Source organism: Paenisporosarcina sp. OV554 (assembly GCF_003058165.1).
In the GTDB taxonomy this organism is placed as follows: domain Bacteria; phylum Bacillota; class Bacilli; order Bacillales_A; family Planococcaceae; genus Paenisporosarcina.
Genome location: NZ_QBUC01000007.1, coordinates 36,211 through 58,562, shown reverse-complemented (window position 1 = coordinate 58,562; position 22,352 = coordinate 36,211). Strand labels below are relative to the sequence as shown.

At 37.1% G+C, this 22,352-nt stretch carries 20 protein-coding genes and 1 riboswitch; of the genes, 7 read left to right on the top strand and 13 right to left on the bottom strand.

Features of this window, described 5'->3' with window-relative positions; genetic code table 11:
- Nucleotides 1–58: 58 nt before the first annotated feature.
- Nucleotides 59–1,447: a Sau3AI family type II restriction endonuclease gene (locus C8K15_RS08235; RefSeq protein WP_108585945.1), complete on the top strand. Its 1,389-nt coding sequence runs from the start codon at nt 59–61 to the stop codon at nt 1,445–1,447.
- A 75-nt stretch (nt 1,448–1,522) separates the two neighbouring features.
- Here the strand turns inward: C8K15_RS08235 and dptH are convergent, their stop codons facing one another.
- The 8 genes from dptH to C8K15_RS08195 all read right to left on the bottom strand — a co-directional run bounded on the left by dptH (nt 1,523) and on the right by C8K15_RS08195 (nt 13,661).
- A complete protein-coding gene (gene dptH, locus C8K15_RS08230) occupies nt 1,523–6,718 on the bottom strand; it encodes a DNA phosphorothioation-dependent restriction protein DptH (protein WP_158268277.1) in 5,196 nt (1,731 codons plus the stop codon).
- Nucleotides 6,699–8,084, bottom strand: a complete 1,386-nt coding sequence (gene dptG, locus C8K15_RS08225; protein WP_108585943.1) for a DNA phosphorothioation-dependent restriction protein DptG — start codon at nt 8,082–8,084, stop codon at nt 6,699–6,701. The genes dptH and dptG overlap by 20 nt, the downstream gene beginning before the upstream one ends.
- Nucleotides 8,085–8,088: 4 nt before the next feature.
- The gene (gene dptF / locus C8K15_RS08220) at nt 8,089–10,266 is read right to left on the bottom strand and encodes a DNA phosphorothioation-dependent restriction protein DptF (RefSeq protein ID WP_108585942.1); all 2,178 of its coding nucleotides are present in this window, start codon (nt 10,264–10,266) and stop codon (nt 8,089–8,091) included.
- Between the two features lie 627 nt (nt 10,267–10,893).
- Nucleotides 10,894–11,250, bottom strand: coding sequence for a YolD-like family protein (locus C8K15_RS08215; RefSeq protein ID WP_108585941.1), 357 nt, complete (start codon nt 11,248–11,250; stop codon nt 10,894–10,896).
- Complete coding sequence (locus tag C8K15_RS08210) at nt 11,247–11,474, bottom strand: transcriptional regulator (RefSeq protein WP_108585940.1); 228 nt, start codon at nt 11,472–11,474, stop codon at nt 11,247–11,249. The genes C8K15_RS08215 and C8K15_RS08210 overlap by 4 nt, the downstream gene beginning before the upstream one ends.
- 47 nt (nt 11,475–11,521) lie before the next feature.
- Complete coding sequence (locus C8K15_RS08205; RefSeq protein WP_108585939.1) at nt 11,522–11,770, bottom strand: hypothetical protein; 249 nt, start codon at nt 11,768–11,770, stop codon at nt 11,522–11,524.
- Nucleotides 11,771–12,273: 503 nt separating this feature from the next.
- Nucleotides 12,274–12,708 carry a hypothetical protein gene (locus tag C8K15_RS08200; RefSeq protein ID WP_108585938.1) on the bottom strand — a complete coding sequence of 145 codons (435 nt, stop codon included), beginning with the start codon at nt 12,706–12,708 and terminating at the stop codon, nt 12,274–12,276.
- Between the two features lie 215 nt (nt 12,709–12,923).
- Nucleotides 12,924–13,661 carry a metallophosphoesterase family protein gene (locus C8K15_RS08195; RefSeq protein ID WP_108585937.1) on the bottom strand — a complete coding sequence of 246 codons (738 nt, stop codon included), beginning with the start codon at nt 13,659–13,661 and terminating at the stop codon, nt 12,924–12,926.
- Between the two features lie 250 nt (nt 13,662–13,911).
- Here C8K15_RS08195 and C8K15_RS08190 point away from each other — a divergent pair, with 250 nt between their 5' ends.
- The 4 genes from C8K15_RS08190 to C8K15_RS08175 all read left to right on the top strand — a co-directional run bounded on the left by C8K15_RS08190 (nt 13,912) and on the right by C8K15_RS08175 (nt 16,891).
- Complete coding sequence (locus C8K15_RS08190; protein ID WP_158268276.1) at nt 13,912–14,889, top strand: F510_1955 family glycosylhydrolase; 978 nt, start codon at nt 13,912–13,914, stop codon at nt 14,887–14,889.
- A 173-nt stretch (nt 14,890–15,062) separates the two neighbouring features.
- Nucleotides 15,063–15,617: a TVP38/TMEM64 family protein gene (locus C8K15_RS08185; RefSeq protein ID WP_108585935.1), complete on the top strand. Its 555-nt coding sequence runs from the start codon at nt 15,063–15,065 to the stop codon at nt 15,615–15,617.
- Between the two features lie 235 nt (nt 15,618–15,852).
- Nucleotides 15,853–15,945, top strand: coding sequence for a YjcZ family sporulation protein (locus C8K15_RS08180; RefSeq protein WP_108585934.1), 93 nt, complete (start codon nt 15,853–15,855; stop codon nt 15,943–15,945).
- A 166-nt stretch (nt 15,946–16,111) separates the two neighbouring features.
- Nucleotides 16,112–16,891: an alpha/beta fold hydrolase gene (locus C8K15_RS08175; RefSeq protein WP_108585933.1), complete on the top strand. Its 780-nt coding sequence runs from the start codon at nt 16,112–16,114 to the stop codon at nt 16,889–16,891.
- A 63-nt stretch (nt 16,892–16,954) separates the two neighbouring features.
- On the opposite strand, the gene C8K15_RS08170 is transcribed toward C8K15_RS08175, so the two are convergent.
- Nucleotides 16,955–17,623 (bottom strand): TVP38/TMEM64 family protein, encoded by a 669-nt coding sequence (locus C8K15_RS08170; protein WP_108585932.1) that lies wholly within the window; start codon nt 17,621–17,623, stop codon nt 16,955–16,957.
- 172 nt (nt 17,624–17,795) lie between these two features.
- Here C8K15_RS08170 and C8K15_RS08165 point away from each other — a divergent pair, with 172 nt between their 5' ends.
- Nucleotides 17,796–18,449 (top strand): plasmid pRiA4b ORF-3 family protein, encoded by a 654-nt coding sequence (locus tag C8K15_RS08165; protein WP_108585931.1) that lies wholly within the window; start codon nt 17,796–17,798, stop codon nt 18,447–18,449.
- Nucleotides 18,450–18,538: 89 nt separating this feature from the next.
- On the top strand, nt 18,539–18,640 hold the full coding sequence (locus C8K15_RS08160) for a YjcZ family sporulation protein (protein ID WP_108585930.1): 102 nt from the start codon (nt 18,539–18,541) through the stop codon (nt 18,638–18,640).
- A gap of 193 nt (nt 18,641–18,833) precedes the next feature.
- Here C8K15_RS08160 and C8K15_RS08155 read toward each other — a convergent pair whose 3' ends face one another.
- The 4 genes from C8K15_RS08155 to C8K15_RS08140 are packed head-to-tail and all read right to left on the bottom strand — an operon-like array spanning nt 18,834 to nt 21,863.
- Nucleotides 18,834–19,364, bottom strand: a complete 531-nt coding sequence (locus C8K15_RS08155; RefSeq protein WP_108585929.1) for a cupin domain-containing protein — start codon at nt 19,362–19,364, stop codon at nt 18,834–18,836.
- Between the two features lie 2 nt (nt 19,365–19,366).
- Entirely contained in the window at nt 19,367–19,996 is a 630-nt protein-coding gene (locus tag C8K15_RS08150; RefSeq protein WP_108585928.1) for a methylthioribulose 1-phosphate dehydratase, read from the bottom strand.
- Entirely contained in the window at nt 19,993–20,652 is a 660-nt protein-coding gene (locus tag C8K15_RS08145) for a 2-hydroxy-3-keto-5-methylthiopentenyl-1-phosphate phosphatase (protein ID WP_108585927.1), read from the bottom strand. The genes C8K15_RS08150 and C8K15_RS08145 overlap by 4 nt, the downstream gene beginning before the upstream one ends.
- Nucleotides 20,649–21,863, bottom strand: coding sequence for a 2,3-diketo-5-methylthiopentyl-1-phosphate enolase (locus C8K15_RS08140; RefSeq protein ID WP_108586033.1), 1,215 nt, complete (start codon nt 21,861–21,863; stop codon nt 20,649–20,651). The genes C8K15_RS08145 and C8K15_RS08140 overlap by 4 nt, the downstream gene beginning before the upstream one ends.
- A 70-nt stretch (nt 21,864–21,933) precedes the next feature.
- Nucleotides 21,934–22,039: riboswitch (SAM riboswitch) on the bottom strand.
- Nucleotides 22,040–22,352 lie beyond the last annotated feature (313 nt).

Genomic DNA, 22,352 nt, shown 5'->3' with positions numbered 1-22,352 from the left:
TTATATGGTAAAATTTTGATAATGAATACCAGAATGCTTTGATATAGGGGGAATATTAATGATTTATGAAACGGAAGAAGCACTACTTTACAAGGCTAAAGAAGCGGAAGGTAAAACCTTCGGTGATATTGATCAAACAGGTCGGATTGAAAATGAAAGAGCAAAAGGCCATCTTGGGCAAATCATTGAAGAGAGTTTATTCGGCTATGAAATTAACTCGAAATCAGAAGCAGACTTTTCTAACCTTGAAATAGAGCTAAAGGTAACACCTATAAAACGAATTAAAAATGGAAGTCTCTCAGCAAAGGAAAGACTAGTATTGAATATTATTAATTATCAAGAAGAGAGTTTGAAAACTTTTGAGTCGTCTAGCTTTTGGTCTAAAAACAAGAATCTTTTAATAATGTTTTATGAATGGATGCCAGAACTAAAGCGTGCGGATTACCAAGTTATAAAAAGTTTTATACACAAGTTTGATGAAGAAGATTTAGAAATAATAAAACAAGATTGGAACTATATTGTTGGTGAAATAAAAAAAGGATTAGCACATGAACTTTCTGAAGCTGACACTATATATCTAGGAGCCTGTACAAAAGGAGTAAATCGTGATTCTCTTAGGTCACAGCCCTATAGCACAATTCCAGCTATGCAAAGAGCCTATTCATTAAAACAAAGTTATATGACTTCTTTAGTTAGACAGAAAATTACTAATGAGCATTTAGTTTCAATAGCTTCTAAACAAGAATTAAGAAAGACTTCTCTTGAAGAATTGTTACATAATCGATTTTCTCCCTATATCGGTATGACTTTAGAGAAAATTGCTTTGAAATTTAATATCGAAGTGAATTATAAATCAAAATCGTTTCTACAAGAATTTGTTAGTTCTATGCTAGGTATAAAAAGCACCTCTCTTAGTAATATCGAAGAATTTTCAAAGGCAAATATTCATTTTAAAACAATTCGTTTGGAAAAAAACGGTATACCAAAGGAGCATATGTCTTTTAAAAAGATTAACTTTCATGAATGGAAAGAAAGTACCTGGGAGGAAAGTTGGCCATCGAATTATTTTGAAGAAACTAAATTTCTTTTGGTTGTGTTTGAATACAAAGAGACTGAAAGACAAAATTCAAACCGACAGCTTTTCTTCAAAGGAATTAAACTTTGGAATATGCCAGTAAAAACAATTGAAGGTCCACTAAAAGCATTTTGGATAGATGTTCAACAATTACTTAATGAAGGCGTCACATTAGTGGAAAAACAAAGAGGTACTTCTACTGTAGTAGCGAACAACCTACCCGCCCCACGTTCAAATGGTATTTGCCATATTAGACCCAAAGCTAAAGATGGTAAAGATAAAGTTCAACTCCCTGATGGACAGTGGATTACTAAGCAAGCATTTTGGTTGGATCGAGAGTATATTGCAAAAGTTCTTAGTGATTTAGACTGATTGATCACTTTATCACCACAAAATAAATAGCTAATCGCGATGGACTTTACCCCACTCGAGATTAGCTTTATTTTATTACTCTGATTTAATTTCTGGTACCTGTACAATATGATGTTCAGGATTGGACATGGTTCCATTTGATTTCATGAACTGGCCTAATACCATGCATTGGCCTTTTCTCAGACTACGTAAGTCCTCGATGTCTGCATTTCCAATACGATTTGCGATTACTTTTAGTTCGCTTTCTGCTGGATTAAAGTAGACTTTTGTTCCCGCATTATCTAGAATGGCAAGTTCATTTTTTTCAAAATTGCTAAATGTTTGAGTCGCAAACATAGCGGACCAACCAAATTTTCGTCCTTCTCTTAATACTTTGGCCGTTGGTGAACCATCAGAGAAATCAAGATTTTGTGCTTCATCCAATACAACAGGAATTGGCTTATCTTTAGTGCCCCGTTGTGTGTAATACCATAAATCCCAAAGGATAAATTCTGTCATGATGCGTTTTATCTCATCTTGATCATAGCCCGCCAACTGAATAATCGTGATTTGCCCTGGGGTATTAAAGTAATTATCCCATTGAGCTTCACCATTATAATCAAAAGGATCAATATCTACGAATTGAACAAGACGACTTGAAACGGATTGTAGCACTGAGCTTGAGTACGTTTCCAGCGCCTCTATCCGTTCAAGAAGGTGTTCCATCCTCATTTTGTCTCCATACATGTCTATGCCAGCTTTAGTTGCTTCATAAATCGCATTCTTTTGTTGAGGACCAAATGATTTATAAACAGCTGCGAAAACGTCTTGGACTCTTCTGGCTACTTCGGAAGTTTTCTCCAATGACACTCTTCCCGCTACTTCTTTTTCACGTCTTATAAAAGGATTAATCGGAAACTTGTCATGATAAACGATTCTTTCATGTAATTTGTCTCCCACACTTGCCAAAAAGGCCTGATCTAGTTGGGTAGTTGTAAAACTACTGGAGTAATCAATCACCAAAGCTGGTTGACCTGATTTAGAAAAGTTTTGAAGAAGAGACTGAATAAAGTACGTTTTACCTTGACCAGACCGCCCCCCGATCAATAGATGTCTATTCGAAAGTTGGGAATGATTAAACTCCCAGTGGATAGATTCATTTCTTTCAATACCCATCAACGGTCTTATTTGAGGAGTAACTTCATATTCCTCTTCTGGATCGACAATCTTAATAGGTGGTTGAACGACAGGAATCTTAGAATAAGATTCTTCTTGTTCCGCTGCGTCTTTTTCCTTTGGTTTTTCTTCAAGTATTCTAGGTTTCACTGGTGGATATATAGGAACAGGTTCCACGAAAATTTCCTCATCAATAATTTCGGGCAATTCCACAATCTCTATTTCACTGAAGTCATTCATTTTCAGTTTTTCCATGGAAACGGCTAAAGTTGCATATCCTTCTTGCTCAGGAATCTCATAGACGATAACGCCATTTTTTCTTTCTTGTCTACTCTCGGTTATACCTTTTTTGAATGACATCACCATTCCTTGGCCAAAGTCTGCTCTAAGTGAACTTGTGATTTCAAAGTCATCATTTAGCAGTTTGTCAATCATGCTAGATGTAATGGTGTAATCTTTTTCAGGCCATATATTATTTAATTTCATTTTGTTGGCATTATTAATCAACACTCGAGCAAAGAAGTTTCTCAGGAACTTGGAGTCGAAATTATTTTCTTTTAATAACTGCTCTTCTAGTCTTTCTTTCAGTGCGATTACTTGAGAGATTCCTTTTTCGATTACAGACGATTGATTGTTCCCGATTTTAACCTCAACCGGGTACATATGAACCAATACTTTTTCATCTTCTGTTAGCTCTAGCCCCATCATTAACAAATCATCGCTGCAATTTCCTTTTTTACCGATAGTTTTCCCAGAGAAGATTCCTTCTTTTTTACTCAATTTAATATTGCCTGTTACTCTCACGATTTCTTCCATCGAAATCGGAACCCATACTATATTTTCCGTTTCAAAGAATAGCAGTGAGCGTTTAATGGCAGAAACGATGCTCATTTTTTCTCGTTTGTCATGTGACTTGCCTTGAACTGCTCTTAGCAACCATTCACCATTAAACGTATTGAAGGCTTTGATAACCTCTTCAATTCTCTCGTCTTCTACAGCTATTTGTTGCGACGACAGGAATTCTTTAATCACTTTAAAATACTGATTGGACTTGTCCGTAACGGTAATCGCATCGAAATGGCTAGTTGAAGATAATTGATCGCTATAGTGAACAATGACAAGATTGCTTGAAGATTCCTGGAAATACTTCAAATCAACTGCAGGGTCAATGAACGTTAACCAATGGCTATTTTTATATAGCTCTGCAAGGTACTTTTCGTCCTCATTATTAATGTGGAGTGCGAAGGCTATGTTTTTCATATAAGGGTCGTGCCCGCCATTTGTTCTGTTTGCACTTAGTTCATTAATCTTTGTCGCGTATTTTGTTAGTAAAGTTTGATTTTGTTTAGCATCCCCTATGCCAAACCCAACTCTGTATCCCCCATCTTCCGTTCTATGTGAAGATACCGTCGTATAAATACCACCTAAGTTAATACTGCTAGGCGCTTGATCGACTTTTTGTTTTGCTATATGTTCTTTGCTCTTCATTTTGTAGAAAGTCACATGACTATATTCCAGTTGTTCACTAATGTCTCTTTTTGCATATTGTAAGGACGATTGAATGGCTCTTAATACATCCTCGGAATAAAAGTCTTTGATATTAATATCTATTCCCAGCTCATCTTTCAACACTGATGGTTCCTCAATTTCATTCATCAAATCAAAAGCACTTTTAATATTCGAGCTAATATTATAAGAAGTCACCACAATGTCTCTTAAATTACTCAGTGAATTATTTTTCGTGATTTCTATTTTAAACCAATTAATAATCCCCTTGAGTATTTCTCTGTCATTATTAATATTCACGATATTTAAAAGCAATGCGGATTTACTGTCGATTTCAAACAAGTAATCATAATGATCCATGAACTGATTGATTTTTTCCTGTACAACCTGTGCCAAATAGTTATTGGTTTCGCCGATTGACACTTCTTCTCTCGGTTTGAAGAGTTGCCACTCAGGGATGCGATTTGTAGAATCCGGTTTAAATAAGCGACCATCTGCTCCAATTAAGAACGGGATGGTATAAGCAGCCTTTAGTCTCTTCAATATATTACTGTCTATGCTTTCCCCAGCAGTTTCCTTGGTCAATTGAAGCTGGTACGCCACATTCAACGGAGAAAAAGGAGTCATATAGATTTCATTCTCGTGAAAAAGTGCACCCAGATATAGAAAATCTCTTTCATCGTTCTTCATTAACTCGCCGTCACTGATGTTGTCTATAGCATCGACATACTCTTCAATATATTTCTCTGCATATTCAGCAAGTTCATCTGAATAATAGGTAAAGGACGGAATAGTGTTTGTTTCTTTCAATAAGTTCAGGAAATTGTTATAAGCCTCTTCCAACTTAGCAGGCATGAATAATGGCTCTTCCACCATTTCATTTATCGTCAGCTTCGCTCTTTTAGGCATCATGCTTAACCATTGTTTTTCGAACATATAAAATTTCCGATCTTGTTCATGTGTCACAAATGGCAATTGGTCTATTTCCACTCGGGAGAAATCATCATTACCAAAGTAAGTGTTTTGGCTATTTATTTTTTTCTCCCAAATTCGCATCGGTTCAATCGGGACAACCCTTAATACTATATCTTTGATCTCGATTGAAATGACAAAATCATTCGAATTCAACATGAACTTGAAGCTCGTTTCCATTTCATCCAACAGACCAAGTTCGAAGTGTATTTCAACACCATCATTAAAAGTTACTGCCGATTCTACTGATTGAACTAAAGCAGTTTCCCCACCTGAACCAATTAATAGTTTTTGGTCGTTAAGCTCCAATTGAAGAGCTGAATTACTTTTGGAGCCAGCATTCACATAATACGAAGACTTATGGGTTTGCAATAAGTCTTCTTTGCTCTTAATCACTAGAATATTGAAGCTATAGCTACTAGATGTGCTGTCTTCATGTTTATAAACCATACGTTTAAACGTACGCCCTAGTTCTTCTAGTTTAATGCTTACGATTAATGAATGACCTTTGCTTTTTGTGAACTTCAAGCTAGTGGCATTCAAAAACTTATCCGAGGTATTTCGATCAAACGGGAATCTTATTTCTATGGTTTCACCCTGAATGTAATCTGGGTGAAAAACAATTAAACTCCAGTTTCTTCTACCAGCTGCAGTATCAGATTTCGGTCTTAACCAAGTTGTTAAGCCCAGATTCATTTGTTCCCCTACTAAATGGGATTTTACTTTATCGTTATCAAAAGAAATTTCTTTTCTCTCATTAACTTTGACCATCCATTCCTTCAATTCCTGAAAATCAGTTGAGGCCCAATCTTCTTTTCGCAGTTTCATTGCACCTTTATCAAACTGGTCTTCAAGCTTTTCTTTTTCATTTCCCAATAATCTTGTACGTTCTACATCTTCAAATAATGATGTGTTTTCTTCCAATCTTGACGCAATATTTTTATCTTCCTTTTTCCACTTGTGATTTTCGTATTCATATGAATCCCGAATTTCCACAAGTTTCTCTAGGTTAGAGTCAGGGAAATAATTTAATGCCGCAAAGTCACCTTGATCTAACCGTGCTTTTTTCAAAAGTGAAAGAACATCTTCAAAGTCCAGGAAAGAAGAATTTTCTATTCTGTGTTCAGCTTCTCTTTTATTTAAATAATGTCTTAATACCACTTTTTCACTGTCAATTAGTTCACACTTGAATAAAAGCTCTTCCAAGTTTCCAACAATCTGGCTGACATGAAGGGGCAGGCCTTCCGACGTCAAATCCCTGCTACCGCCTTTAATTGAATCGTTTAACGTATTACAAATCATAATTAATGCAGTATTTTTCCATTGTCCTTTTTGCTCGCTCATTTCATTTCGTAAAGTGACAAGAAAATCAATACTGGTATTATCATTTGTGGAAGCAATGACAAACTTCGTTTGGTTGAACACCAATGAGAATGTCTCATATTTTGATAAGCTCGATTCATGTTGATATACAAATTTTTCAGCATGGCTATCCGTTTTTAAAACCTGAATCAGTTCGTCTACTAGATTTTCTTCAGGCAGATATAAGTAATAGCGGTCTATTCGATTCTCATCGGATTCTTTTCTAAAGAAGTTAACTAATTGACCACCTATATAATCATAAAATGGATTTAACATATTGAGCATCCCCACTATCACTTTTCTTATCTAGATAATTCAATTTGTCCAAGGTGTTTACCACCTCTTCTTTTGAATGATGATCTAGCCATACTCCTCGTTTTTCGAGTTCATCCCATAATTGTTTCAATTCAATCCGATTAGAAGAGTTTCCGACTGAAACGGCAACTAGCATTAGCAATTGATCTTGTTTCAATGAAAGGATTGTCCCTAGTGATCCACCGTTTTTACGATAGAATTTCGAAATAAATGCTTCAAATGCTTTTTGGTAACGCGAATTAATCTCTTTTGAAATTCCTTTTTTTATGACAGACAGTAAGTCCTTAAAGGCATCGTCCAGAGTTAATTTGTCCACGTACTGAGGTAAACCATCGTCAATGCCATTTCGAACTTTGTAAAAGCCGTTCATCCAATCATAAATGGATTTAATAAACATTTTTTCTTCATTTGGACCATGGCCTTGAAGTTCTTGATGAATGTCATGATAATACTGGTTAGGTTTATCTGAAAAGGTATTCAACCCCACAATATTCAATGCATGTTCGTGCGCAAAAAAGCCATCAAATTGCTCCAACAACATTTTATAGCCTGTTTTATATCCATTTCTCCATTTCGAAGCCTTTTCCCAATTCAATAAAAAGTAAATCGGAGACAACTCTGACTCATCAAAACTCGTTAACTTGTTTGTTTGAATAATCAACTGAGCCATAGCTATAAAGGCATAATGAACAAAAAGTGATGAGATGTTTTCAATTAGAAAATTCGGATTTGTAGACAAGGTTTTGATATCCGCCAGAAACTGTTGTTGTAGTTCCGGAAAATTGTTTTTATATTTAACGGCTTGTTTTTTTGATTTCTTTTCTTTAATCGACAAATCCAATATTGTAGAAATCAAATCTTGTTCCGATAAGCTTTTGAATAAGGTTTGAAGTTCTTCTTTATTATTTGCAATGTAGAAGTCGTAGAAAAAAGTAAAGAAGTCTTCCTCACCTTTTCTTTCTTTCTCGTTTTCAGTAAATGGAATATATTCTAATTGGTTGAATTTCGTAACATTTGAATTTTCAATTTCACTGATTTGATTTTCAACAAAGTATTTGAAAATCTCTTCTGATTCCTCATCATTAAATTTGCCCATATTCATAATGTTTTCAATATTTTTTTGATTAGCGTCCTTAGGAATGTTTTTATCATTGATTGCCCTAAGAACCGCACCAGTGATAGTTGAAAAGCCTTTATCAAACTTTGCTCTTTCTGGTTCACGTGTCGGAAGTGGTAACAAATATGTTTGCTCTCTGCGTTTATACGTATATTTACCACCTTTTAGTGTGAACTTTTCAATTTTCTCTAAATCTAATTTACATTCCACAACGTTACACCTTCTTCATTTCAAATTTCGCATTTGAAAACCTAGGTTTTGAAACTTCATACATTGCGTTCGTTTTCTTATGAAGTAATAAAATTTTATTGTTTTTCTCAGCAGATTTTATAATTTTTTCATGCAGCTCATTGAATTGGAGTGCATTTTGAATGTCTTGTTTATTCGGTCTGTAACCTTTTCTTATCTTTTTAAGAAGCGAGAACAGGGCAAAGTCCAGCTCAAAGAAATAACGTTTATCCTGGTTGAATCCTACTTTTAAATATGGGTTAAACCGCTCAATGCTCTCTTTACCATTCATGGAACCAAAAATCGTTTCATCGACATCTTCTACTAAATGAACAGGGACAGCGATATTGAACTCTTTATTTGTGGAACCCGTGAAAATATAGCCTTCCATCGGTGAACCATTCCAAGAAAAGACCACATCTTTCAACAAATCAAATAGGACGCTGATTTTGTCGCCATCTCCTGTGTAATAAGCAAATAAGTAACTAATGAATTCTCTATAGCTTTCATTACTTTCATAGTCAGATAGAAGGGATGTTTGTCTAATAAGCAACTTTGTAACTTCTAGATAGTTTTCCTTACTAATTCCTTCAATGTTGGGAATTCCAGAATTTTGATTTTCTATCGCTTTAAACTTGTCATTGATGAAACTTTGTTTGTTTTGGCTTAGAAGGAATTCTGTAATCATTTCATCCTTTTGACTAGATCTATTTTTCAAAGGATCCAGTTCACTCAAAGCTTTTAATAATTGTGATCGATCAGGATGTGCAAACAATAAATTCGGCAAACTATTTTTGATTAAATCAAAATTACTTTGAGTTTGGGTGATTTCATTGACTGGCACAATAATTTCATATATAAAATTGTAAAAGGATCTAGTCGATATAAATATTTTTTCTTTCACCATCGCTTCAATCAATATTTGCACAATGGAATGCTTTATCTTTGGATTACATAGAAGGCTGTAATTTTGATGTATCACAGTGGATATCCCATTTTCTTTATCTTTCATCCATGCATTATAGAATGGATTAAGAGGGTGATTATCTGTGATTTTGTTAATAATATTTAAGAAAAACTCTGAGTTTGGTCCGTTTGATTCAAGTGTGAAAGGTTGTAATTCTGCAAAATTCAGTAATTTGAATTGAGAATCTTCTTGAAATGCGTTTCCACTTTGATGAAAGACCTCACTACGATCAATAAAATTACATAATTCTCCAAATTTCCCATTACTTCTTTGTTGGTTATAGAAGTTATGGAGTACTCCTAAGTTTATTGCGATTAATGAACTTTTGGAGGGAGTTATGTTGTCATCAAATTCACTTAAGACTCTTTCAAGTGTTTCCAATGATGTCTTTTTTGGATCATAAGATTCTGTCGAATCATTATGTACGCTGAAATTCGATAGTAGTTCCGGCCGATTTTCCTTGATGTATGCCAATAAGTGGCTTTTTCCGTCCCCCACACTTCCACACAACATTATTAAACTTGGTGCATTTTTCTTTTGAGCACTCTCTAAGACACTAAGAATTTCGGTCTCTATCGATCGTTCAACATGCATGTAACTTCTGAATTGACCAAAAGAATCCGCATTTACCACTGATTCTTTTGAAGATGACTGCAATACTGTCAATGCCTTCATAAAGTTTTTATTTTCATCAATTAGTTTTTCATAAACCTCATTACTTGTACTCTCTTCATTATCTACAATTGAAGCTGCCACCTCTGAATTAGAAACTCCATTACTTAAAGTATTAATTTCTTTCCATTCAAAACTTTGCTTTGCGATGAAAATTAATATGCTCATTGCTATTTCAGCTTCTCTAACTGAAATTTCTCTCTTGAATTTTCGTTCTGCCAAACTAATAAAATTCAACACTTTTTTATATTCAATATCAGAGAGTTGATAATTTATTCTCATTTCTTCCCAGACATAGCGCATCTTGTTTAAGTCAAAAAACCTTATTGACAGTGATTCTTTTTTTAATGAAAATGAAATTTGTTTCATTCTTTCGAAAGAAAGATTTTTAAAAATTAATTCCATCTTTGCAACTGCTGCAGAAGGACTGGTTTCTATTTGTTGTATCATTTTATTGTAGCCATAGTTCTCTTTATCATAATTATTGTCTGTGACTATTTGATTCCAAATATCTATATCGTACATACTTTGTTCCTCCTAAATACTAACTACCATAATATTAGCATACAATAAAATCATGCTACTTAATATTCTGAGTAATATAAGTAACGCATAAGTAAAGTTTTACAATAGTGACTTTTGGACTCTATCAAACATTAAGGAGATTCTTGTTTTCATATGTGAAAACAAGTAAAAAACGACCGAAATCTTCGGTCGTTCCCTCTATGGAATATAGGTTGGAAATCCTTTAGTCACCAACAGGAAATGATTTCACAAGAAGATGAGAAAACTGCATCAGTGGAAGAGACAATATAGGCTTAAAAACAGAGTTTCTACTTCCCTTCAGGAAGCCAATAGTAATAGGATGCCAGTGCGCTCAAAGCGTACCGTATCCTATTTTCATGTACTTTGAACTGGCAAAATGTGTACCTATTAAATGTCTGAAGTGTCCCTGGAACTTGGCGAAACTTTCTGCTTTTTCATCATGTATAATGGTTAATATTCAGGAAATATTAATTGTGTTTTCTGTAATATGATTTTTTCTTAGAATCAGGAGTTTGATCGTCAGCTCGTGACTTATGTGTTAGAAGAAGTAATTGAAAGAGAAGAAGTGACCTCTTCAGTAATTGGCTAAAGAGGTTTTTATGAAAGTTACGCAATAACAAAGACGCCGACGAGTTCGTCGAGTGGAAGTTGGTGGATGCCGTATGGGTCTTCGTAGCGAAGGTATTGGTTGTTGGCTTGTTTGATAATGCCGCGATGATAGTGGAGCTTGCCGTTTTTCCATGAGGTCAGGCGTGTTTCCATTTCGCTAATGAGTGCGCGTTCGATTTCTTCTTGCATCGTATCGTAATCGAATTCGTCGAGTTCCGGTTTTTTTACCTTGTCGTAATCTTCTTGCCATTGACGAAGTTCAGCCACATGCTCTGGCAACATCATGGCCGTCCACTTAATCTTGCCGCGATCTTTAAGATCACCATCCACTTTTAGACCACGATTGATTTTCATGAAATTACGTCCTCCCTTTCTCTTCGAATAACTGGAACGGCTGCTAGGACATGGTCAAAGTAAAAAGTGCGCTTGGCCTGTTTGGTAAAACAGTACGCTTGAAACGTGTCTTGGTAGGCTTTAATAACTTTCACACGACGTTTGGTGATGTTCCCGTCCTTTGCAAGATAGACAATTTCCAGAATATCTTGCCGCTTCATATACTTCACAATGGTGCCTTTCATACAAGCAGCCTCCTTTTTTATATTATATGCGAACATTTGTTCTTTTATCAATTTTTTTTTGTTGGCAATTGGTGGGAGACGATATTCATCCTCTTTTCTTTTTGTAAGCACAAAAAAACAGCTTCAAAGGAATGAGCTGTTTTACGTGTTATTGAGTAGAACAATACTTTGAAATTCGCGTCCTTGTGATTACTGTTCGATTTTGATTTATTTGAAACTAAGATGACCGTGACAACGATGACTGCTGCTAACACCATAAAAAAAGCAATACCCGCTAATAAAAATAGACTATTCATGATAAACTCCTACTTTTCTTATTTTTTGACTCTGTTAATTTTTGTTTATCGTACATTCGGGACTCAAATATACTCTTTTGTTTGTAATGAATTATCGATGCATTGCAAATAAAAGCCAAAATAAAAGAAGCAAGAAGAGGCCGAAATTGCATCTTCGGCCGAACATCTATTTAAAATTGCCTTCTTTTCTGTAGTTAACGAAACCAAAATTACTGAGTACTTTCAGGTTGCAAGGGAGCGAAGGATGCACACCTGCCGTAGGATGATCTACAAAAAGAGGGTTTGGCGAAGTGACGCAGTCACAAGCCCATCCTCTTTATTCCCTAGATTATTGTGCAGCAGGTAAAGCGTCCGAAGTGGACTGGAAACCTGTCACACTCAATATTCATCTTCAAACTTTTCCAATTTTTTTAAATTTCATGATGAAAACAACTTTGAATTTATAATGCAAAAATACCCCGACACTTGAAACTGCCGGGGGTTATTTTTCTTTTATCGTTAAATTAGCTTTCTGTATTAAAAAATTGAATTAGTTGATTCTTGCTTGGATTTTGAATTGGGTACCTTAGGTCACTATCCCCCATGTTTATAATGTATGGGTTTGTCGCTTCGATTACTTTGAACTTCCAATGTGGAGGAAGCCTAGATGAAGTGGGCTTTGTATCTGATATCATCATTTTCTTTTCGAATGATTTTAGTTTGGCCATTAAAAATTCTTCTTTAAAGCGGATCAGTAAATAGCCTTCTTGGTCTTCTGTTTCGAATAACTCCATAATGCTTTCTCCAACTTCAAACAAATGATTCTTATTTTGCACAGACGGTGAGATAATAAAAAATTTTCCTTTTCGAAAAACTTTTGTATTCCTCTCTTGATGCAAACCAAGGTCATGAACTAAAAAATCTAAATTCACTTTTGATGATTCACGAGCAGTAGCCATAAAAATTCACTCCTTAAATTTTTCATCCGATACTTTAATTATATCTCAACTAATTTGTTACATCTGAATTTGTTATAATTATCTCACAAATTACACAATTAATGAATGCTAGATAAAAGAAAGTAAAAAACGACCGAAATTGTATCTTCGGTCGTTTCGTTTATGGAATAGAAGGTGTCGATTCTTTCCTTTCCCAAAAGTGTTCTAGCGCTTTTTTACTCTCCTACATAGAACAACTTAAATAAAATCTCTCTTTGAGGTACTTGCAAGCGTTCGAACTTCTCCAAAAACGCAGCTTTATCGTATGTAACTTGATGTATAGTAACTTGCGATTCTGCTTCAGTTAAATCGATGATGCCATATGGGGCAGTGTCCCCTTTTGATACGCCGAGTGCACCCGGGTTAAGGTAGGTCTTACCATTTGCCTGGAATAGATGTTCAGGATGATGGTGGCCAAAACAGATAATATCCGCTTGATAATTGCCAAACATAATTTCCATGTTTTCTATGGTTGGTTCTAAAATCGTATAAAAAGGCTCATCTTGAATGTGGGCTTGTCGTTTGGTTTCTTCTATATGATAGTGAATACCGAGAATTCGGGTGCCGTTTAGTTCTTTCTCCAGAATTCGAGGCAATGTTTTAAGCTTAGCAACATGCTCTGGATTTAGACGACTGGCTATCCATTCGTGGTGCTCACGAGTGTGTTTGTAGCTATCGGGATGCCCTTCTCCTGCTATCAGTGACAGGATGGCTTCGTCGTGATTGCCGGTAATCATCTGTACATCTTCACGCGCAAACAGGATGTCGAGTACTTCATTTGAATCGGGGCCCATAGCAATCATGTCTCCAAGGCACCAGATTTGTTCTATATCCGCTTGATGATCGATTTCCTGTAAGACCGCTTTTAGAGCAGCTGCGTTGCCGTGGATGTCGGTGATGATGGCTAGTTTCATGTATGTCAGTCCTTTGATTGGTTTTATACGGTTATCTTCCCCCTATTTAAGCGTGACGTTGAGTATATTGTGCTTTTTTCTGCACAGTTTTTTTTATATTTTTCGTGTACAATTGGGGCAGTTAATAGAGGACGGTACCGTCGATTCACATATTCAAAATTTGCGTGACAAATAAAAACTGCTAGGTTTCAAGCGTCCGAGTATATCGTGACAGTTTGGGCATCGGCTATAAATGGAAGTGAGGAAGAACATGAAGACATGGATAATTATTATGGGTCTGCTTAGTTTAACGCTTGCAGCCTGTTCATCAAATGACACCACAGAAGATAAAGAAAAGACAGTAGATGAAGCCACTCAAGACGCTCCTGTTGCGCCTTCAGACGATTTTTACCAGGAAACAACTGACACCAAGGTGGACCATATTCATGGACTCGGCTACCCAGGTTCCGGTGATGCATTAATGCTTGCCTCCCATCACGGCCCCCTTCTCTATGAAGAAGGAACGTGGAAAGAAACAACGGGCGAAAAGCATGATTATATGGGCTTTCAAGCAGTAGATGATGGATTTGTTTCAAGCGGTCATCCAGAACCTGGATCAGATTATGAGAACCCGCTTGGACTACTAAAAAGTACAGATGCCGGAGAAACATTTAAACAATATGCGTTTGCAGGCGAAATCGACTTTCATTATTTAGCGGCTAGCTACCATACAAATCGTATCTATGTTTTTAACGAAATGCCTACTGACAAGTTAGAGAACGGCTTCTTTTATACAGACGATTACGGACAGAAGTGGACAACGATGGACCTGAATGGCTTTGAAGCCGAAATGATATCTAATATGGCGGCTCATCCAGACACACCTGAAACTGTTGCGATTGGCACAGACCGAGGATTATATCTATCAACGGATGCAGGTCAAAGCTTTTCACTATTCAAGGATGACATGTACATCACTTATGTGACGTTAAGTAAAAGTCATGCGTACGTAGCGGAGTTAGTAGGTGACAAGGTGCAGTTGGTTCAGATTGACCTTACTTCAAAAGAAGCAAAGACTCTTTCAGGACCACAACTGGCTAAAGAAAATGCCGTCACATATATTGCTACGCACCCAACGAATGACAAAGAGATTTCTATTGCAACCCTACAAAATAATGTCTACCAAACGACTGATGGCGGGGTTACATGGAAGAGCTTAGTAAAACTCGGTGACTTGACAAAAGAATAGGCACTCTCGTGTTTTGGGTGTTGCTTCATTCTTCTATCATTAAAAAATAGCAGAAAGCTAAACATGATGAGTCCTCATCTTGTTTGGCTTTTTATTATGCAGTTTGCCAACGTCATTGTTGAGTCAAATCGTGCTACTATAAATGCATCTTAGTTTTGATAAAGGAGATATCTATGGCAATAATCGAATCTTATATGTCCATGGTTCCCTTCCCTATAGCTGTATTGATAAGTATGCTAGTGAATATCGTGATTAGTATCGTAGGAGTTATTCCGAGTGCATTTCTGACTGCCATAAATGTCACGGTATTTGGCTTTTGGGGTGGGTTTTCAGTTTCTCTTATTGGAGAGATTGCCGGGAGTTTGGTTGCCTTTTGGTTGTATCGAAAAGGGTTTAGAAAGTTTGTTAACAATCGGTCTAAACATACACCACGGATGAAAAAGTTGCTCGATGCTTCTACTCGAGAGGCAATCTGGTTAGTAATTGGCTTACGATTAATGCCATTCATCCCTTCTGGATTAGTGACGCTATATGCTGCCGTCAGTAAGATGCGTTTCGGGTCATTTGTAGCGGCCAGCAGTATAGGCAAAGTTCCAGCTTTACTACTTGAAGTTTCAGCAACGTATGCTGTTGTGAAATGGATAGGTATTGGGCAAATTATTGTTTTCGGGTTGGCAGTTGGTGTACTATGTATGGTTTGGATAAAGATGAAACAACCTAAGAAATGATTCAGCACACTAAGAGTATCGAACCGTGAAAAACAGGGCATTCTGTCTAGCAAAAAACCACTTTACCGCCCGTGTACGAGCTGTTGAAAAGTACTCGTCCTAAACGATTTTAATTTTTTAAGCAATTTAATATTTTTTATACCTATTTATAATATAATCCCATGACGTTGCCCCATATGTCGGATATTGTTTTGCGTATAATACAACATTCCCACAAAGAAAGGCGGTGTTATCTATGGGTGGACATCACGACGGCGGATCTTCTTTTGCTTTGCTGGTGGTTCTTTTCATTTTATTAATTATTGTTGGAGCTGCTTTTCTTTGCTAATTAAAATAATCATAAGGAAGAGAAAGCCACTCCCTACGCACAGCGAGAGCGCGAATAAGCGCTCTCATTTATTTCAAAAATCTACGGGTTGGTTCGAATAGGACAAGTAGGTTGATGAAAGTTTACATAATCCTCAGGAGGGAATTTAAAAAGTAGAGGTGACTTGATGCCAACATTTACGAGTAATGGAATGATTCTAACATATGAAGAACACGGGGCTGGTGAGCCATTTGTTTTGTTGCATGGATTGACTGGTAATCGCCACATGTTTGAAAATGAAGTGAAAATCTTAAAGAAGTATTTCCGCATAATTGTCTTGGATGCTCGCGGACATGGAGATTCTGAAAAACCGTCTACGTATACATTAGATGACCATATTGGCGACGTGCTTCGGTTACTGGACCACTTAGAAATCGAAGAAACTTATCTACTCGGCGTCTCGATGGGTAGTTATATTGCACAAGGTGTAGCCATCGCTTCACCAGAGCGTGTGAAGAAGTTGATGTTAGTGGCAACGAAATCACAAGGCAAAACGTCTTCTATGGAAGCCTTATTTGAGAAACACGCAGATGATCTTGAAGGATTAGACTTTTCGGAGAAAGTCGTGAAAGTATCTCCTTACATTTTTCATGATTTGAAAGCTGTCGGCAAGTGGAGTCACAAAGCCGGACAGCAGAGCCCTTCCTTAACAGCAAAAGAGATTTCCGCTGCTAATGAAGCATTAGAAGGCTTTGATTTTCGTGGAGATTTGCATCGAATCACTGCTGAAACGCTTGTTATTAGTGGAGATCACGACGGTCTAAACCCACCAGAAGTAGGTCGTGAAACGGCGAGACTGATTCCGAATGCCACGTTCGTTGAATTTAATCAATCCGGACATGCTCCAAACGTAGAGCAACCACTGCTATTTTTGGATTTCATCTTAGAGTTTGTTGACCAAAAATAAAGGATTCGTTCATTTAATAAAATAACCCCAGCTCGCTTTTGGCGAACTAGGGTTATTTTAGTTTCATTTAGGTTGTTTACGTTTTTTGCGAACAAGTTTAAATAAGTAGTACGCTAAAATGGCACCGATTAAGCCCCCCCAAATTAGAGCTTCATCTAATTCTTCCGACAAAAGTCCTGCAGGAATTAATGCAAGAGCAAAAAAGAAAAGGAAATTTCCAATAGTGGTTGCGAGGATAAACGGCCAAATCCGTACCGTACTGAGTCCTCCCAATATATTGACCAAACTAGTTGGAACTAAAGGGAATACCCTGGCTTGAAAGACATACGAAAAACCATTTGCATCAATTTTCTTAAGAAGTTCGGGTTTGAATTTTTCAATTAAGCGCTCTTGAAATAAATATCGCACGCTATAAAATACAGCAATTGCCGCAATTATACTCGAGATCCAACTCCATAAAAAACCATTAATAAAACCAAACAACGTAATATTAATACTAATTACCAATAGTAAAGGAAACACCGTAAATGAATTTTGAAGGATCATGATCACTAACATAAACACAACCGCATGCAGCATATTATCATCTAAAAAATCTTGAGTTGCTTCGATATCTTGATTCACTAGAAGCGTAATGATTTGGCGATTCATGATTAGAAAAACGAGCAACAGTAAGAAGCCGCCCCAAATTAACCAGTTTTTATTTGTGAATTTGTTTAAGGCCTCTTTCATTTGTCACCTGCTCGCTTTTTAATCAAATTATCAACACTAGAAATGGGATTTCTCACGTTCTTAAATTAGTTTTATCATATCACGATTCATTAATACCAGCCCTTTTTTAATCTTCACAAGGAGCACCCTAATTATGTTATGATGAAAAAAATCCTTAAAATGGGGTGTTATGATGAAAGCTTACCAATTTCTTGTCACACTAAATCACGTAGAACCAAAGGTATGGCGTCGGTTTGTCATGCCTGTTGAACTTGATTTTTATGATTTGCATTCCGTAATTCAAACCTCTATGGGGTGGACAGACAGTCACTTGTTTAATTTCCTCGTTGAAGACTCCATTAACAACAAAACGATTGAGCTGGTTGCAAATGAAGAAACCGTTACAGAAAATTTCGCAATGGCACAACATTACATGAAAAACCCTCCTGAAGAAGGGACCTATGAATATAAAATGTATCAACGAATCATTCGCAAGCAATTATTGCTAGCAAGAGACGTAGATTTAAATCAATATGTACATGAATCTCCAGACTTTCGCTACCTGTATGACTTTGGCGACGGCTGGGATCATGAAGTGATATTTGAAAAAGTAGTGGATGATTTCGAGTATGATTATCCTCAAGTTCTAGAAGGCAAAGGTACTTGTCCTCCCGAAGACGTTGGAGGCCCACCAGGTTATGATGAATTCCAGCGTGTCATAAAAGATAAAGAAGATCCTGACCACGCATCTATGAAAAAATGGGCCAAAAGCCAAGGTTATAAAAAATTTAATTTGGCGAAGGTCAATTCAAATTTAAAAGATGAGTGGGACATTATTTGCGAATAATTCTTCTTTCTGATTCCTGCTCTGTTCCCGTATCTGCCTTATAAAAGTGCATATGTTAAAACATCCTTCCTAAAAAGGTGGTGTTAAACATGGGTGGTAACGAATGTTGCAACAATAACGATTCTACATTCATTTTGATCGTTGTTCTCTTCATCTTATTAATTATTGTCGGTGCAAGTTTCATATGCTAAGTAATTTTGATTAATCCTCAATTTTCACTATGACGCGGACCTTTTCTTCCCCATAAGCGTGCGCCATAGCATCAGAAAAACCTGACTCCCACTGCGGATGTCAGGTTTTTTCGTTGCGTTGTTGTGTCTGTATACGTCTGGAGAGGATAAAATGTCCGTACCCAGGTGAATGGTCGGAACGATTTCTCTTCACTTATGCAACCGTTTCTTTCTCATAAATTGGAACCCAGCCTTCTGTTGTAACAAAGATTCGCACCGCTACGACTTTACGGTCTTCCATTAACGTAAAGTAATGACGCACGTTTTCAGGAACAGAGATTAAGTCACCAGGTTGGAGTTCGACGTCGAAAAATTCACCATCATTCGATTGAATGACGAAAATGCCATGTCCACTCACAATGAAACGCACTTCGTCGTCCTCGTGATGGTGTTCTTGTTGGAAATTTTTCAGCAGCTGTTCTAAATTCGGAGTTGATTCTGAAAGTGAAATCACATCCGCTTGTTGGTAGTTGCGACGCTCAGAAATATCGGCAATATCAATGCCAAATGCCGATAAAATTTGTTGTTTTTCTTCATCAGTTAAGTTGAATTTTTCACGAAGTTCCGTCGGGAGTTTTTCAATATCCCATTTTTCATAAATGACTTCGTTGCTATATAAAAAATCGATTACTGCTTGTTCTTCTTCAATGCGTTCGTTTGATGCGTGTTTTCGAATGAATGCCATGATTAAAAACTCCCCACTACATGTTTTATGGATGCTACTTTGACTTGATAAGAGAATAAAAATTCCCATGCTTCCAAGATTTTTTTTGCTTCAAAGGCATCTTTTCCCCACACTGTAATTCCATGATTTTGAATAAGAATTGCCCCACTGTCTCCATTAACATAGCGATCAAATTGTTCAGCTAAAGTTGGGATGTGCGCGATATTCGCGATGATAGGGATGCTGACTTTGGCGTCTTGCTCCCATGAACCTAGAGCTTTAATAATTTCATTTCCAGTGAATTCAATATGTGTTTCATTTTTGTACAGTTCTGTAATCACATTGTTATCGATGGTATGCACATGAAGGACGCAGCCCGCGTTGGTTTTATTATAAATTTTGGCGTGCAACAATGTTTCAGCTGAAGGCTTTGACGTTGTGTCCTCTAACTTTTCACCATTTGAATCGACCAATAAAAAGTCGTGATTCGTGAATTTGCGTTTATCTTTCCCTGATGCCGTGACTAGAAATGAAACGGGTTCATTCGAAACTTTAATAGACAAATTACCACTTGTTCCATAAAACCAATCGCGATCGGCTAATTCTTTTTTGATAGCTGCCAAATCGCTCCAACGTGAAAAGTAATTGCTCATGTGTGTACCTCCAATTGCTCTAAAATGTGAATTACATCTCTAAATGTTTCAAATGGCTCAAACGCAATATTGAGTTCTTCGCACTTTTTACTGAGGAAATCTCTCGCAATGACTTTGTCTGCTAGTTTTGCAGCTTGTAGATCGGTAATAGAATCTCCGATGACGATTTTATAAGTGTTGTCTTCACTAAGTTTGCGAATGATGGAAGGCTTACAGCAACCACAGCCATTTGAACAAAATTCATCACAAGTGTGTGGCCATTCAATCGAAATCGTATCACCTGAGAAATCTGCGACATTGCAATAAATATGGTCTTCAGTAATATAATCTTTCAGCAAAGGTTTGACGAAGAAATCAATGCCACCTGATACGATAAAGAGCGGAATACGTTGTGATCTCGTATACGCAACAAAGTCTTCAAAACCTTCGCGAATTTGTGCTTGGTCGAGGACAAATTGCGTAATTCCATCTTTTTGATTGGTTGAAAGCAAGTTGAAAAGTTGCGTAACACCTTGTTGAATGGAAATTTCTTGTCCGAGAATTCGGTCTTTTATCGGCTCCCATTCAGGTGGTGCGAACTTTTTCATGATGGCCATGATGTTGTCTTTGGTGGTGATGGTGCCATCAAAATCACAAAAAATAACTGGTTGGCTCATCGTACTTTGTCACCCCACAATTCAAGTGCTTGTCGAAGTTCTTCGTTTGTTTGTGAGGCGACTGATAAGGTTTTCTTTAAAAGCGTTGCATCGACCGCTTGCCTGAATGCCTTACCTCCTGCTGCAGATCCTTCTGGATGACCGTGTACTCCACCCCCTGCATTAATTACCGAATCAACTCCAAAATCTTCGATAAGTTGTGGCACCATTCCTGGATGAATTCCCGCTGAAGGCACAGGAAGTGTTGGTTTCACGTAATCTGGTTTCGTTAGCGATTCCACAATCTTAAGAGTCTCAGTTTTTTCAAGAGCCACACTTCCATACGGCGAAGGAAATAAGGAGAAATCCGCTCCTGCAAAACGCAGTAATTTGCCTAGTGCAAGTTGGTTTGACAGCCCGTAATATGGTGATGGCGTGAATGCTCCTGATACAGCAGGGTGCGCCATGATTGGTACCGCAATTTCACTATCCTCGGCTAAACTTTGAAGCGTATCGAGTCCGTATGCATAAACATTAAACAACAACATGTCTGCCCCAAGCTCTGTTGCACGTTTTGCTTTGTCTCTTAAGTCAAATGTGCGTCCCGTTAAATTCACAGCGTATCGTGTGCGATGTCCAGTTTCTGAATATACTTTTTCGAGAACTTCACGACCTTTCGTGATTCGTTCTTCAAAAGGCGTTAACTCGTTGTCGAACAAGATCTCATCGTCTTTCACAAAATCCACGCCACCACGTGCCTGTTGTTCGAGTTGGTGCAGTAAAAAAGATAAGTCTTTGCCAAGGATTCCTTTGAAAATACTCATAACAAAAGGGCGATCTTGCACACCCGTCCAATTGCGAATCCCCTCAATCCCAAACTTAGGTCCTTTGAAGTGAGTAGCTAGCTCCGCACTGAACTCCAAATCAATTAATTTGATTTCCCCATCAAGCGATAATTTGCCAAAGGCCGTCGTCAAAATTGCTGGCAAGTCTGGACTAAAATTCGCAGCAGGATAAGCAATTCGAATAATTCCTTTCGTCCGATTTGCATTTGGCTCCTCACCTAATGATTGGACAGATACAACGCGGCCTTTATGTTTCTTTAATTGTTGTTGTTCGAGTTGAGGCAAGTCAGTCCAAGAACCAACAGTCAGACCAAGTGCAATGCCTTCAGCTTTTTTCTCCAAGTTTCCTGCGTTATGGACCAAATAACTCGCAATTACTTCACTCAAATTCGTCACCTCTTTAATCCACATAAAAAACCTCTTCACAAAAAAGAAGAGGTTAGTAAAAACTAACATCCTCTTATCTGTCAGCTACTGCTGCAAGAATTAGCACCGTGCCTACTCGCGTAAGTCGGTTGCCGGGTTTCATAGGGCTAGTTCCCTCCACCTGCTCTTGATAAGAAAAATGTAGATATGTATTTTTTAAAAATATAAATCGAATTATTGCATCTATTTTTAGTATTGTCAACACAATTTTTACACAAATCTGAATTAAACAACAGTTATTCGGTTGAGTCGGGTGAACTTGATAATTTACTGAGCGCGAAATGGACAAGCAGCATAGTAAACATTATAACAAGAGACCCGTCTCGCAGAAAAAGCGAAGCAGGTCTCTAGTAATTTTGAGCTTGAGAATTAGGAGGAAATTGGATAGTTGTGACAATAACATGAAAAGTTGAGACAATAATTCAAGAAGTTGCGATAATAACGATGAAA

Bases quoted from the DNA above. Each gene is read 5' to 3' on its own strand.
- dptH (WP_158268277.1), bottom strand. From the start codon at position 6,718: ATGTTAAATCCATTTTATGATTATATAGGTGGTCAATTAGTTAACTTC.
- C8K15_RS08180 (WP_108585934.1), top strand. From the start codon at position 15,853: ATGGGTGGACATCACGACGGCGGATCTTCTTTTGCTTTGCTGGTGGTT.
- C8K15_RS08215 (WP_108585941.1), bottom strand. From the start codon at position 11,250: ATGAAAATCAATCGTGGTCTAAAAGTGGATGGTGATCTTAAAGATCGC.
- C8K15_RS08165 (WP_108585931.1), top strand. From the start codon at position 17,796: ATGAAAGCTTACCAATTTCTTGTCACACTAAATCACGTAGAACCAAAG.
- C8K15_RS08195 (WP_108585937.1), bottom strand. From the start codon at position 13,661: ATGAAACTAGCCATCATCACCGACATCCACGGCAACGCAGCTGCTCTA.
- C8K15_RS08175 (WP_108585933.1), top strand. From the start codon at position 16,112: ATGCCAACATTTACGAGTAATGGAATGATTCTAACATATGAAGAACAC.
- C8K15_RS08185 (WP_108585935.1), top strand. From the start codon at position 15,063: ATGGCAATAATCGAATCTTATATGTCCATGGTTCCCTTCCCTATAGCT.
- C8K15_RS08170 (WP_108585932.1), bottom strand. From the start codon at position 17,623: ATGAAAGAGGCCTTAAACAAATTCACAAATAAAAACTGGTTAATTTGG.
- C8K15_RS08160 (WP_108585930.1), top strand. From the start codon at position 18,539: ATGGGTGGTAACGAATGTTGCAACAATAACGATTCTACATTCATTTTG.
- C8K15_RS08190 (WP_158268276.1), top strand. From the start codon at position 13,912: ATGAAGACATGGATAATTATTATGGGTCTGCTTAGTTTAACGCTTGCA.
- C8K15_RS08205 (WP_108585939.1), bottom strand. From the start codon at position 11,770: ATGAATAGTCTATTTTTATTAGCGGGTATTGCTTTTTTTATGGTGTTA.
- C8K15_RS08210 (WP_108585940.1), bottom strand. From the start codon at position 11,474: ATGAAAGGCACCATTGTGAAGTATATGAAGCGGCAAGATATTCTGGAA.
- dptF (WP_108585942.1), bottom strand. From the start codon at position 10,266: ATGTACGATATAGATATTTGGAATCAAATAGTCACAGACAATAATTAT.
- C8K15_RS08145 (WP_108585927.1), bottom strand. From the start codon at position 20,652: ATGAGCCAACCAGTTATTTTTTGTGATTTTGATGGCACCATCACCACC.
- C8K15_RS08235 (WP_108585945.1), top strand. From the start codon at position 59: ATGATTTATGAAACGGAAGAAGCACTACTTTACAAGGCTAAAGAAGCG.
- C8K15_RS08200 (WP_108585938.1), bottom strand. From the start codon at position 12,708: ATGGCTACTGCTCGTGAATCATCAAAAGTGAATTTAGATTTTTTAGTT.
- C8K15_RS08155 (WP_108585929.1), bottom strand. From the start codon at position 19,364: ATGGCATTCATTCGAAAACACGCATCAAACGAACGCATTGAAGAAGAA.
- C8K15_RS08150 (WP_108585928.1), bottom strand. From the start codon at position 19,996: ATGAGCAATTACTTTTCACGTTGGAGCGATTTGGCAGCTATCAAAAAA.